The sequence below is a fragment of the Pedobacter sp. 10L46_2 genome (genome assembly GCF_056395165.1).
The window spans coordinates 1-13168 of the sequence record NZ_JBFTIZ010000092.1 but is presented as its reverse complement, the minus strand read 5'-3'; the positions used below and the strand labels follow the sequence as shown (position 1 = coordinate 13168).

General features: G+C 38.1%; 10 protein-coding genes and 1 tRNA gene. 3 read left to right on the top strand and 8 right to left on the bottom strand.

What is annotated here, in order from left to right; genetic code table 11:
- Positions 1-182: 182 nt before the first annotated feature.
- Positions 183-704, bottom strand: a complete 522-nt coding sequence (locus tag AC1DDX_RS12230) for an acyl-CoA thioesterase (RefSeq protein WP_172659502.1) — start codon at positions 702-704, stop codon at positions 183-185.
- 102 nt (positions 705-806) lie between these two features.
- On the opposite strand from AC1DDX_RS12230, the gene AC1DDX_RS12225 reads away from it, so the two are divergent.
- Complete coding sequence (locus AC1DDX_RS12225) at positions 807-2297, top strand: alpha-amylase (protein WP_172659503.1); 1491 nt, start codon at positions 807-809, stop codon at positions 2295-2297.
- On the opposite strand, the gene AC1DDX_RS12220 is transcribed toward AC1DDX_RS12225, so the two are convergent.
- The gene (locus AC1DDX_RS12220; protein ID WP_337716391.1) at positions 2294-3562 is read right to left on the bottom strand and encodes a type IX secretion system plug protein; all 1269 of its coding nucleotides are present in this window, start codon (positions 3560-3562) and stop codon (positions 2294-2296) included. The two genes, AC1DDX_RS12225 and AC1DDX_RS12220, sit on opposite strands and share 4 nt — an antisense overlap.
- Positions 3559-5487, bottom strand: a complete 1929-nt coding sequence (locus AC1DDX_RS12215) for an ABC-F family ATP-binding cassette domain-containing protein (protein WP_477622089.1) — start codon at positions 5485-5487, stop codon at positions 3559-3561. Before AC1DDX_RS12215 ends, AC1DDX_RS12220 begins: the two co-directional genes overlap by 4 nt.
- 39 nt (positions 5488-5526) lie before the next feature.
- On the opposite strand from AC1DDX_RS12215, the gene AC1DDX_RS12210 reads away from it, so the two are divergent.
- A complete protein-coding gene (locus AC1DDX_RS12210) occupies positions 5527-6558 on the top strand; it encodes a quinone-dependent dihydroorotate dehydrogenase (protein ID WP_337716393.1) in 1032 nt (343 codons plus the stop codon).
- Between the two features lie 178 nt (positions 6559-6736).
- Here AC1DDX_RS12210 and AC1DDX_RS12205 read toward each other — a convergent pair whose 3' ends face one another.
- The 3 genes from AC1DDX_RS12205 to AC1DDX_RS12195 all read right to left on the bottom strand — a co-directional run bounded on the left by AC1DDX_RS12205 (position 6737) and on the right by AC1DDX_RS12195 (position 7814).
- Positions 6737-6913 carry a hypothetical protein gene (locus AC1DDX_RS12205; protein ID WP_048907043.1) on the bottom strand — a complete coding sequence of 59 codons (177 nt, stop codon included), beginning with the start codon at positions 6911-6913 and terminating at the stop codon, positions 6737-6739.
- A 31-nt stretch (positions 6914-6944) separates the two neighbouring features.
- Positions 6945-7015 (bottom strand) — tRNA-Cys (locus AC1DDX_RS12200).
- A gap of 49 nt (positions 7016-7064) precedes the next feature.
- The gene (locus AC1DDX_RS12195; RefSeq protein WP_172659507.1) at positions 7065-7814 is read right to left on the bottom strand and encodes a TrmH family RNA methyltransferase; all 750 of its coding nucleotides are present in this window, start codon (positions 7812-7814) and stop codon (positions 7065-7067) included.
- Here AC1DDX_RS12195 and tamL point away from each other — a divergent pair.
- A complete protein-coding gene (tamL, locus tag AC1DDX_RS12190) occupies positions 7805-10198 on the top strand; it encodes a translocation and assembly module lipoprotein TamL (RefSeq protein ID WP_172659508.1) in 2394 nt (797 codons plus the stop codon). The genes AC1DDX_RS12195 and tamL overlap by 10 nt on opposite strands.
- Positions 10199-10207: 9 nt before the next feature.
- Here tamL and AC1DDX_RS12185 read toward each other — a convergent pair whose 3' ends face one another.
- Both AC1DDX_RS12185 and AC1DDX_RS12180 read right to left on the bottom strand, forming a co-directional pair.
- A complete protein-coding gene (locus AC1DDX_RS12185) occupies positions 10208-10738 on the bottom strand; it encodes a hypothetical protein (protein ID WP_172659509.1) in 531 nt (176 codons plus the stop codon).
- Positions 10735-13065, bottom strand: a complete 2331-nt coding sequence (locus AC1DDX_RS12180; protein WP_172659510.1) for a patatin-like phospholipase family protein — start codon at positions 13063-13065, stop codon at positions 10735-10737. Before AC1DDX_RS12180 ends, AC1DDX_RS12185 begins: the two co-directional genes overlap by 4 nt.
- Positions 13066-13168 lie beyond the last annotated feature (103 nt).

Genomic DNA, 13168 nt, shown 5'->3' with positions numbered 1-13168 from the left:
ATCTACAAGTACGCGCAGGCCTATTCCTAAAAGCAATAGCAGCAGTACAGAAGGTAATTTAGTTTTACTGGCAACAAGGTCAAATAAATAAGAGAAGATGACCAGGCCGCTTAAAATAATCAGTGTAGTGTACGTCGTCATTTTTCCTATTTATTTAATAACAGCATTCCTGCTGTTATTGTTTACTCCTTAAAAAAAAGGGCTTTCAACTCAATAGCGTCATTTGGCAACATCTTTCCACTCAATATCAACCGCAATTGTCTTCTTCTTAAAGCCCCGGCAAATAATTCGATTTCTTCCTCAGTCTCAGGTTTCAATTCCGGAACAGGAATAGTTCTTCCACTTTGGTCAACCGCTACAAAAGTRTAGTAAGCCTCATTTGATTTTACCCTGCTTCCCGAAGGAATATTTTCTGCCCAAACATCCAGTCTTACCTCAACAGAAGTATTAAATGAGCGTGTAACCTTAGCCTCAATCGTAATTACATCCCCAAGTTTTATAGGCTGTTTAAATGATACATTATCTACAGAAGCTGTAACCACAATTCTATTGCAATGTTTTTGAGCCGATATTGCAGCAGCAATATCCATCCAATGCAATAATCTGCCCCCCATTAAGTTATTAAGCGTGTTGGTATCGTTGGGCAATACCAACTCATTCATTATGGTGAAGGAATCCTTCGGACTTTTTACTTTTGTACTCATCTCAGGCAAAAGTAAACAAAATTCAACATAATCACTTTTACGAGATAAAAGGAGTCAACTAGCTTTGGGTTTCTTGATGATTTTGTATCTTAGTTGTACGGCATGAAAAATCAAACGCTGATACAATATTTTCACTGGTATTATCAAGAAGACGTTAAGCTATGGATTAGGGTTGCCGAAGAGGTGCCAACATTTGTTGAACTCGGAATTACAGGCCTTTGGCTACCGCCAGCTTATAAAGCAACCTCAGGAGATATTTCTGTAGGTTACGATTCCTACGATCTTTTCGATCTTGGCGAGTTTGATCAAAAAGATTGTGTAGCTACCAAATACGGAACTAAAGAAGAATACTTAAGTGCAATTAATGCACTAAAAGCAAGCGGCATAGCAACTATTGCCGATGTGGTGCTTAATCATAAGGCCGGTGGAGATGAGCTGGAAAAGATAAAAGTGCGGAAAGTAAACGACCTGAATCGTAAAGAGTTTATTTCGCCTGTTATAGAAATTGAAGCATGGACTAAATTTACATTTCCAGGCCGAAAAGGTAAATATTCAAGTTTTATCTGGGATTACCATTGTTTCAGCGGGCTCGATTTTGCCGCTAACCTGCAAGAAGGAGGGATTTTTTCAATTCAGAACGAATTTGGAGAGGGTTGGGAAGATGTTCCTTCCAAAGAACACGGCAATTACGACTACCTGATGTTTAACGATATAGAATCAAGAAATCCCGCCGTGAGGCAAGAACTGAAGGAATGGGGCGAGTGGTACTATAACACCTGTGGAATGGATGGTTTTAGAATGGACGCCGTCAAACACATCTCCCATAAATTTTTAAATGAATGGATTGACCATATGAAGAGTACTTTTAAAAGGGAATTCTTTATAGTAGGTGAGAACTGGGTGGTTGATAATGTAGAAGAACTTAAATCTTACATTGAACTTACCGAAGGCCGCATGAAGCTCTTCGATTCGGTATTGCATCAAAATTTATATGTTGCCAGTCAGCAGCGGGAAGCATACGACCTCAGTAATATTTTTGAAGGAACACTTACGTTGATAAATCCATACTTATCAATCACATTTGTTGATAACCACGATTCGCAGCCTTTGCAGGCATTGGAATCATTTGTTGCCCCGTGGTTCCGTCCTTTGGCATATGCACTTATTCTTTTACGTGAGCAGGGCATGCCTTGCTTATTCTATCCCGATCTTTACGGCAGCGCATATAAAGATAAAGACCACAATGGAAACGAAGTAGAAATAGAGCTTTCTGCGGTGTTCGAATTACCAAAGCTGTGTACGGTTCGTAAAGATCTTTCTTATGGTGTTCAGCGCGATTATCTGGATCATCAAAATTGCATAGGGTGGACAAGGGCAGGCGAAGATGAAAATCCAGGTTCTGGTATTGCGGTGCTTATGAGTAACAGTGGTGCAGGAATTAAAAACATGGAAATGGGTGTTAAACACGCCAATAAAACCTTTACAGATGCACTTGGTAACATAACTGAAGAAGTGGTAGTAAATGAAGAGGGATGGGCAGCATTTCTATGTGCCCAGAAAAGTGTTTCAGTTTGGGTGTTAAAAACTGATTAACGCTTTACGTTGCCAACATTGGAATATCCAATTAATTCTTCCCAACGCATACCCGGTTTTTTATAATAGGCAAATACCTGGTACGTATTTAAAGTTTCAAAGAATGAACCTTCAAAAATTGCCTGGTCAATTTTTCCAGTATCCTTGTTTAACCAAACATATTTATAATCATAAAGCCCTTGTTTAAGCAATATGTTTCCGTAAAAACGTTTACGCGAAGATTCAAAGTTAAGCTTACTGGCCTCGTTTAAAACATAATTGTTAAACCTGCCAACAACATAAGCGTCTCCATTAGGAGTAGGGGGTACCGCATTTAAGGTAAACATCACATTCGCGTAATCACCTTCTGTTGGATCATCGCTGCCTTCTTTGTTTCTGATAAAGAAACTACCATTCTCATCAACCAGGTTGCTGTATTTCGCCTTGCTGGTATTGATGTCCGGAAAAAGCACCACGCTTGTGGTTGTATCCTTTATAATTTCCTGCACATTATCGCCTTTATACCGTAAGCTACGGATATCAAACTTTCTGAACTCATTACCTGCCGGGAAATCGTTGCTGTTTACCTCGTTATAAACCAATGTGCCAGGCTTAATAAAGTTCGGTTTTGTATTTATAATTGCCGTCTGCGGATTTCCATTCTGCATCACTATCGCTTTCAAATCCGTATAGGGATTCTGAATAGGCATTTGATGTAAAATAGTAAAGTTGACCTTCTGGTTGCTAAAACGCAGCGATACCTGTGAACTGGCCACTACATCTACGCCAATATTTACCACATTATCTACCACATAAAACTGCTGAGAAATAACCGGTTTTTGCTGGTTACCTTCTTCATACACCTTTAAAATATAGTTGCCCGAAATTTTAGGCCTGATCTGAGTATTCGGTAAAGTCAGTTGGTAATGTGTGTACTTTTGGATAGTTCCAAATGAGTATTTATACTCGGTTATCCTATCCTCACTTAAGCTTTCCAGATAATCTATGGTCGATAAGCGGGATGATTTCCAATCTGAAGTGCAATGTTCAACCGTATACCAGTAATTTTTGCTTCCGGCATTAAGGTCGTCAAATGAAAACACCAATCGTTCATTTGATTTCAGAGCAATTACAGGCAGAGATTGTTCTTGTTGCGAGTTGTAACATTGTACCGTCTTTATTGTAGGTTGGTACACCTTGTTTTCATATACAAATTGCTGATTTTGTGCAACAGCAATTTGTATACTTAACAACAGCAAAAAAAATAATCCTGCAGGTTTTATCATTTACYTTCTAGTTCCATTATTTCAGAAGCGAGGTCTTCCCAGGTATTTTGGGCAGTATCCAACTTATGCTTGGCAGCTAAATATTTTTTATTTGTTTCAGCAAGTTTACCTGCATCCGAATAAATTGCTTCATCAGCAATCTCGGCTTCTATAGACTTAACATCCGATTCAAAAGTTGCAATCTCAACCTCAATTTTTTTCAGTTGATCATTTAGCTTTTTAAGCTGTTGCAAACTGTTTGGAGTAGCAGGTTGTTTTTCTTCTAAGGCCTTTTTAACTTCTTTTACCTCTTTATCAGGTCTTACAGGAACACTGGAAGGTTTTGCAGGAGGTCTTTTGCTATTCCATTCTTCGTATTCAGCATATGTTCCCGGATATTCTTTAATGTCCTTGTCTTCTATGAACCAAATTTTATTAGCAACATTATCTAAGAAATACCTATCGTGAGATACCGCAATAAAAGTACCTTCATATTGCTGTAATGCCTGAATCAGGATGTTTACAGATTGTATGTCAAGGTGGTTGGTCGGCTCATCCAGGATCAGGAAGTTAGAGTCAGTTGTTAGCGATTTAGCTAAAGCAACCCTTGATTTTTCACCTCCCGACAATACAYGGATCTTTTTGAAAACATCATCACCGGTGAAAAGAAAACATCCTAATATACCACGCAATTCCGTGTCGGTATGTTTAGGTGCAAAGGCCTGCAATTCTTCAAGAATGGTGTTCTCAAGGTGTAACGACTCCAATTGATGCTGAGCAAAAAATGTAGTAGTAACATTATGACCTGTTTCGCATTTACCTGTAAAGCCTTCGGCACCTGCTATAATTCTAAGCAAGGTCGATTTACCCTTACCGTTAGCACCAATCAAAGCAATTTTATCGCCTTTTTCAATCACGCCTTCTGCATTTTCAAGAATCTCTACATTAGGGTAGCTTTTTGTGGCGCCTTCAATTCTGATTACATGACGGCCAGATGGTTTAGAGAATTTAAACTGGAAGTTTACAGTAGGATTGTCATCATCCACGTCTTCCACACGCTCCATTCTATCCAAGGCTTTCATCCTCGACTGAGCCATTTTAGCTTTAGAAGCTTTTGCTTTAAAACGTTCAATTAAACGCTCTTCCTGCTTAATTTTAGCTTGTTGATTTTTAAATTCTCCTTTTTGAATTTCACCGCGCAGTGCTTTTTCTTCAAGGTAGAAACTGTAATTACCGGCATAAGAAGTTAGTTTTCCTTTGCGCGATTCAACAGTTTTGTTTACTACCTTATCCAGGAAATACCTATCGTGAGAAACAATTACAATAGCACCTTCAAAGGTACCAAGATAAGTTTCTAACCATTTAATAGACGGTAAATCCATGTGGTTGGTAGGCTCATCAAGTAATAAAATATCAGGTGTTTGCAATAGAATTTTGGCAAGCATAACGCGCATGCGCCAACCTCCCGAAAAGGTATTTAGCGGTCTTAACTGATCCTGGGTACTAAAACCCAAACCAGCTAAAATCTCATTAGCTCTATATTCTATATTGTATCCATCTAAAGCTTCAAATTCCTGTTGCTTATCGCTCAGTTTATTTAAAACCTCTTCAGAATAATCTGTTTCTATTTTTTTAAGTAATACCTCAATCTCATCGTGCAATTGGTTCTGGCGTTCAAAAGCCTCCATTGCAACGTGTAATATACTATGGTGAGAATCGTAAGAAAGTAAATCCTGGTTTAAGTAACCTATTTTTAAGTCTTTAGACATAGAAATAGTACCCGAAGAAGGAGCATACTCACCTACTATTATTTTTAAAAGTGTAGATTTTCCTGTTCCATTGGCACCAATTAGCCCAACGCGGTCGCCCGGTTTAATGTGCCAGTTTGCCTCATCATATAAGGCTCTGGAGCCTATCAGGAATGTTAAGTCGTTTATCGAAATCATGTGGCTGCAAAAATACAAACAAATTCCTATCTTCGTCCCATGTACCGTTTAATTAAGCCTATATTTTTTCAATTTGACCCCGAAAAAGTGCATTATTTCGTCGTTAAGCGACTGAAATGGTTTCATGAACACTTTCCGCTTGGCGAAACTATCCTCAGAGGAAGCTTTGATGTGAACATTAAAGGTCTTGAACGCGAAGTTTTTGGTATCAAATTTAAGAATCCTGTAGGCTTAGCCGCCGGCTTCGATAAAAACGGTGAGTACATAGAGGCACTAAGTGATCTTGGGTTTGGATTTATTGAGGTAGGTACTGTAACTCCATTGCCGCAGCCTGGTAACGATAAGCCAAGGATGTTCCGCCTGGAAGATGATAGCGCAATTATCAACCGAATGGGTTTTAACAACAAAGGTGTAGATACACTTGCTGAAAGGCTAAGGCTGTTAAAAAGTAAAAATAGCGATATTGTTGTAGGTGGTAACATTGGTAAAAATAAAAATACCCCAAATGAGGATGCATTAAGTGATTACATAAAATGCTTTGACCGCTTATTTGACGTAGTCGATTATTTTGTAGTAAACGTAAGCTCTCCAAATACTCCGGGATTAAGGGCTTTACAAGAAAAAGAACCATTGATGGAGCTGTTAAATACTTTACAGCAACGCAATAATAAGAATAACATCAGCAGGCCAATTCTGCTTAAAATAGCACCCGATCTTACCAATGAACAATTGGACGATATTGTTGAAATTGTAATGACTACAGGTATCGCGGGAGTAATTGCTACCAACACAACTATAGATAGAAGTAGCCTGCAAAGTCCGGAGCCGCTTAAGAGCGAAATGGGTGGTTTAAGTGGTAAGCCACTAACACATCGTTCTGTTGAGGTGGTTAGGTATTTATCTACCAAGTCAAACAAAGCATTTCCAATAATTGGCGTAGGTGGGATTCATTCTCCTAAAGATGCACGGGATATGCTTGATGCAGGTGCTTCATTAGTTCAACTGTATACCGGTTTCATTTACGAAGGCCCAGGGCTAATCAAAAGGATTTGTAAAGAGCTGTTAAGATAATCCCTTCTCCGGTTTTTGTGCGATCCTAAAACGACATAGGCATGCCTTGTTAATGATAAAGGTCGTTCAGAGTCTTTTCAAAGTCGTTAAGAGTCGTCTGAAAGTCGTTTAAAAAATGAGCATAAAAAAAGCATCCCTGTTTTTCAGAGATGCTCTAATTTCTTTTTAGAAAAGAAACTTATGCTTTAGCAGTAAGTTTTAATAAGACCGCGTTGTTTTTAGCTAACTGATCTGTTGTAGATTGACGTGAACGGCTACCCAATTCGATGTTAGTAGCAAGTTTTAAGTTTTTCACATCTAATTTTGCGAAAGTTTTATTTCTTCTGTCTTTTCTTTTTAATCTGGTAACTGCCATGTTAATCTTTTTTTATTTATTATAAATCTTGAGGTCGAGAGCGGATTCGAACCGCTGTAGGAGGTTTTGCAGACCTCTGCCTAGCCACTCGGCCACTCGACCCTACTGAAATTCAGGCTGCAAAAATAGTAAATAATACTTATTATGCAATTTATTTCTGCAAATTTCTATTAATATCTGCACAAAGAATTGCTGCCGATATTGCAACGTTCAATGACTCAGCCTCTCCAACCCTTGGTATTGTTACCGGATTGGTAATTAAATTTATGATTTCGGGTGTTATCCCTTGTCCTTCATTACCCAAAATCACGATGCCTTCATTTCCCCATTTTGTTTCATAAATACTCGTTCCATTAAGAACTGCACCAAAAATAGGTACTTTAATATCTTTTAAAAATCCAGAAAGTTCTTCGTAATAAACATTTACCCTGCTCAAAGATCCCATTGTAGCCTGTACTGTTTTTGGGTTATAAATTTCAACGGTGTTGTTAGAACATATAATCTGTTTAAACCCAAACCAATCGGCTGTGCGAATAATAGTACCCAGATTACCCGGATCCTGAACTCCATCAAGCACCAAAGAAAATGATCCTTTTAGACTACTTATATCAAAACTGCGGCTTTTAGGGATGTGTACAAGAGCCAGTACACCTTGCGGAGTTTGTAAAGTACTAATCTTATCCAGTTCGGCGTTGTTTATTTCAAATAACTTTATATTTGCAGGCAAATTGGGCAGTAAAGACTGATATTGAGCCAGATAATAAATGCTATGTATTTGGTATGAAGATTGAATAAACTCTACAATAGATTTTATACCTTCAATAATAAATATCCCATTTTCTTTACGGTACTTTTTTTGATGTAACGATTTTATAAACCCTATCTGAGATTTTGAAAGCATACTATAATAATAAAAGGAATGTCCATTTTCATGCAATATTACTATTTATTCTGGTTTTTGTTACGGGATGCTCCTCAACAAAATATATTGCGGACTACCAATCTATTGTTAAAAATGTAGAAATTGACAGCATAGATAAAGCTTTTGAGGAAGAAGCACTCAATTATATTCAAAAAGATATCAGGCCCACATCTACAATTGGTATCAATGTTATTATTTATAACATGTTCAATACTAAAGATGGCCGTTATAAAACTTCCAATATAAAACCGCTTGGTACGCCTCCTCCAATTCTTGATAGTGCATTGGTAGAGATCTCCCGCGGTCAAATTGAAAGATTTCTGATGAGCAAAGGGTATTTTATGGCGAAAGTAAAATCAGAGATAAAGGTTAAAAAGAAACGTGCTGATGTTTTTTTTAAGGCAAGTCCGGGGCCTGTTTTTCATGTCAATAAAATAAAGTATGAAATCGCTGATGAACTTGTTAATAAATTCTACATGGAAAGTAGGGCCGCTGAAACTTTTCTGAAAGAGGGGATGAGGTATGATGATGATTCTTTAGCCCACGAACGTGATCGAATCTATACTGTGATGAAGGAGAAGGGCTATTTCGATTTCGCGAGGCCATACGTAAAATACGAGGTCGATTCGAACTTAAATTCCAGCAAGGCTAATGTTACTCTGATTATAGATAACCCTCAGGATAAACCCAAGCATGAGCAGTTTTATATTGGTGAGACCAACGTAATTATTGCCCCAAATGCAGATGGTTTTCCTGATACGCTTAACATGAACGATAAGGTTTTTAGGGGTTTAAGGTATACCGACCTCTCTAAAAAGTTTCGGAGGAATCCTATAGTACGGTATAACTTTCTTCATCAGGGCGAGATTTATAATATCTACAATGAGAACCTTACCTATGATCGTATGTATGAGCTTAACGTTTTTAAAAATGTTAAGATAGATTATAACAGGCCAAAAGACAGTGTCAATAAAGTGTTCCCGGTTATCCAGTTAATTCCTCAAAAAATAATGAGCAACCGGGTAGAGGGGGAGGTGCCTTTTAATGCCGGTACTGTTGGTTTTACTTTATCAAATACGTATACAAACAACAACATGTTCCGCGGGGCCGAACGATTTGAATTTCAGGTTAAAGGAGGACTGCAATCCAGAATTGGGCAGGGGAATTCAATATTCAAGGATATTTATCAGCGCGATTTTTCAATTAGTGCTAATCTGACCGTTCCCAGATTAATGTTGCCGTTTATTACTGCCAGACCGGGCAGAAGAGGTGGTATGCCACATACCATATTCTCTACCAGTTACGTATATGCACAGCAAAAAAGTTTTTTTGAACGCCATGTATTTCTTAGTTCGCTAACTTACGAATTTGTAGAATCGAAATCTAAATACCATTCTGTGACCCCTTTAAACTTTGAGTATAGATTTGGAGGACTTCTTTTTGATGCTGAAGATCCAAATAATAAAGGAGAGTTACTTAAGAATTTTTATAATCTTTTATTGTTAGACAGAAGAGATATCACCCTTGGTATCAAATACACATATTCCCTAAATGCCGATAAACTGCTGACAAATGAAAGCTTTATTTATTTTAGGGGAAGCATGGATTTAGCTGGTAACATGTTACAACTGGCAACAAGTCTTACTGGTAATAAAGCTAATCTGAAAGATAGTGTATATGCTACAATATTTGGATTGCCGTTTAACCAATATATGCGGCCGGAGATAGATTTGCGCTGGTATAAAAACCTTGGGGGAGAGAAACAGTTTGTTGCCCGTTTAAACAGCGGAATTGGCTATGCTTATGGTAACTCTAATTCGGTCCCGTTCGAGAAATTGTTCTTCGCAGGAGGTTCAAGCGGCATTAGGGCCTGGCAGGCCAGAACCCTGGGGCCTGGAAATTATGATAGGGGAAAGGCGCTTGATACTGATACCTTAAGAAGAGCATTATATGGCCTTGATCAGCTTGGCGAGCTGCATATTGAGGCGAATTTAGAATACAGATATAAACTCTTGAATAAGTTTTTTGGAGCCAAATTGAAAGGTGCTGTGTTTTTAGATGCCGGTAACGTATGGAATGTGACCAGAACCGGTACGCCATCTACCTATTTTGATTTCAAAAAACTGGGCAGTCAAATTGCCCTGGGCACTGGTATGGGTTTCAGGTACGATGTGCAGTACTTTGTATTTAGGTTTGATGTGGGTTTAAAACTTAAAGACCCACAGTTTGAAGGTTCCGATCAATGGATGTTCAAACGATTCTTTACTGGAAATAAGAAGTTTAAAGACGATTATTACCTTACCCATAGTCCGGAAAGGTATCGCTTTGTGCAATACAATTTTGGTATAGGAATGCCTTTTTAAGCGCTCTGCTTAAAACATTCGCTTTAAGCCATCAAATATAGTCTCGAAGAAAGTAGACAGGTTTAAACCGTTGCTGTGATTAAAGTAGATGAATATTAAAAGGATAATCACTGCAGCTATAATGAACTTCCTAAATGCAAAAGCCAAAAAGATGATCAGTGCAGGGAATAATATTAACCACATACTGTTGATCACATACGGAGTTAAGGTGCCGTCCTTTTTATGAACATATAAAAGTTTGCTGTGGGTGCCAGTATCGTTCTGATGTTTTATATATACAAAGGCCGACCGTTCCAATTGTAATGGCAGCACACCAACACCTCCATTAAATTTAATAGGCTGGGTAAAACCGCTTACACTAAAAGTGTAAGTGCCATTAATCTTTTCTATAGGTATATCTAAAGAATCAGCTGCTATAATGGCAAGCTTGCTGTTTTTGAGCAGGCTCTCTTTAACTATAAAATTATTGATGTCTGCATTTTGAGCAAAGCCGGAAACACACATTACCAACAGCAATATCAACAAATATATTCTTCTCATTCTATAGATCGTTTATTGTAAATCAGATACCCCAAATGTAGTAAAACCCCGTTTCTTTTTATCGGGTCGTCATATAAATTGTAACTAAAACTTATAGGCCCAACCGGGGTATGGTACACCAGCCCTGCAGTTGCCGCATACTGCCATTTGGTAAGCGGTTTCATACGGTCTATTCCCTGGAAGCCTACCTTCTCAAACTTCTGATATGGCAAAAACACATAACCTTCAACTCTTAAGTCAAGATTTCTTTTAATGCTGTATACGTTTTTAATTCCTCCTGCAAAGTAACTGGTGGCCCTAAAGTTTTCTAAAAATACAGATCTGCTGTCTTGCAATGGATAAAATGCAGGCGAAGCAAGTATAGTAGAGTAGTAGTTAGAAAATAAAGGCTGGTTTGAAATTACAGCTTCGAGTAGGTATCCTAAAGAATATTTATGTTTTGCGAGGAAGTAATTTTCATCGCTAACCTTTAAATTGAACCATTGCCGGTATTTTCTGTTTACTTCAGTTTTGCTTGCCACAAGTTCCGCAGATTCTGTTAAACCGTCGGTAATGTTGCCGGGTGTGTAGCTCTCTCTCCCTGCAAAATAATTCAGACTTAACAGGAAATTACGGCCCTTATTGGCGTATTGCTTGCGATTAAAGGTGTACTGTTCAAAAGCAAAGGTAGATCTGGAAGCATTGAACACAGTTTTGTCTAATTTATTCCCAATCTCAAAGGTGTTATTCGGACTATAGCCATCGTAATTGTTAATAAAGGCAGTATTCAGTGTTACCTTGGTATTCCGGTTTAGCGGAAAACCGATCTTTAAATCTATTTTTCTATCTGTCTGCTCAATATATGTAGGATGAGGGTTTTCAATAAAAATAGAACTGGTTTTATAGTAGTCAAAGTGATTATAGGTCATTTCCATAGCAAGGAATAATGGTAAACGAGAAGGATAATCTATCCTTCCATTTACTTGTATAGATTCGTAAAACCGCCCCGAATATAAGTTAGTGCCAAAAGTATACGATTTCTGGTTTAGGTAGTTGTACTGCATTCCAAGAAATACATTACTGATTGGTCGGGTGGATATGTTCCCCCCAAAGTCAATTTTAAAGCTTTTTTGTGGTTTGGCTACAATTTCGAAATTATAACTGTCCGACACCGGGTTGTACGTTATCTTGGGGTAAATGGTTTCAAAGGTTTCATCTGCTACAAGTTTGTAATAGCCTTGCTTAATATCATCAAGGTCAAAGGTGTTTTGATCTCTTTTGAAAAGACGCTCGATGTATTTTTTTTGCTGAGCATTTACTCCGGATACGGTTACGCCGCTAAAAAGCAGGTTGGGTTTTTTATTGTTGAACTGAGTTCTTTTAATCATCAGATCTCCTGTGGTTATGCGTCTGCTTATCTTTTTCTTGATCTGGTCCATATCGGCAATGGTTGCATCATAGCCTTGTTTTATCAGTTCCTCTACCGGGTTGAAATTGGTTGAAGTATACCCCCTTAGGTTTGGCTGGATATAAATACCATTTGGGCCAATAAGGGTAGAGTCTGATTTAGAAAGAAACATAAAAACCATTAGGCGGTTCATTAACCGCTCATCATTGTTTTTAGGGTATTCATTGAAGTTTTTTGAAGATACATTTGAGCCAATAATTACATCAGGATTAAAAGTATCTCTCATTACATCGGCCGGAAAATTATTATACAGACCGCCATCAAAAACGTACTTGTCGTCTAATTTTATAGGTCGGTAAATCAAAGGGACAGTCATGGTTGCTCTAACGGCATCGGCTAAACTGCCTTTTTTTACGGTTATGCTATTTTGCGACAACACATCAGATACCATGCAGCGGTAAGGGACAAACAGATTGTCGAAATTATCTTTTGAAATAGCTGATGCCTGGGCAAAGAGCTCTAGCAGGGCGAAGTTTAAAGGGATATCATTTACCAGATTTGACCTGAAATTGAATCTTAAATTAGAGTCGACAGAGAGCTTTGCTGTAATTATTGAGGGGTTAATGTTTTTCTTCTGAAAGAAGAAGCTGTAATCGCTCTTGAATCTTCCGCTTACCCAATCCTGAAAATTGCTGCTTAAAGCTATTTTCTCTATTTCGGTTGGCGAATACCCCGCTGCATACATTGCACCAACAATGCCACCCATAGAAGTTCCGGTAATGTAATCAATTGGGATATTGTTTTCTTCGAGTGCTTTTAATATGCCTATGTGGGCAAGCCCCTTGGCCCCACCGCCACTCAGTACCAAGCCTACCTTTTGCGCATTTACATTTAATGCGGTTATAAATAGAAAAAGGAAGAGTAATCTTTTTATAAGCATGGCTCATAAAAATAGGAGTTTTATTTCATAAAGGCGATCTGATTAATCAGTTTAACGAAAATATGCTGTAGGTTAAAATGGTAGCAAAGCCGACCCATAATAT

Excerpts from the sequence above, each read along its gene's own strand:
- AC1DDX_RS12225 (WP_172659503.1), top strand. The coding sequence starts at position 807 with ATGAAAAATCAAACGCTGATACAATATTTTCACTGGTATTATCAAGAA.
- AC1DDX_RS12220 (WP_337716391.1), bottom strand. The coding sequence starts at position 3,562 with ATGATAAAACCTGCAGGATTATTTTTTTTGCTGTTGTTAAGTATACAA.
- AC1DDX_RS12210 (WP_337716393.1), top strand. The coding sequence starts at position 5,527 with ATGTACCGTTTAATTAAGCCTATATTTTTTCAATTTGACCCCGAAAAA.
- AC1DDX_RS12205 (WP_048907043.1), bottom strand. The coding sequence starts at position 6,913 with ATGGCAGTTACCAGATTAAAAAGAAAAGACAGAAGAAATAAAACTTTC.
- AC1DDX_RS12195 (WP_172659507.1), bottom strand. The coding sequence starts at position 7,814 with ATGCTTTCAAAATCTCAGATAGGGTTTATAAAATCGTTACATCAAAAA.
- AC1DDX_RS12185 (WP_172659509.1), bottom strand. The coding sequence starts at position 10,738 with ATGAGAAGAATATATTTGTTGATATTGCTGTTGGTAATGTGTGTTTCC.
- AC1DDX_RS12180 (WP_172659510.1), bottom strand. The coding sequence starts at position 13,065 with ATGCTTATAAAAAGATTACTCTTCCTTTTTCTATTTATAACCGCATTA.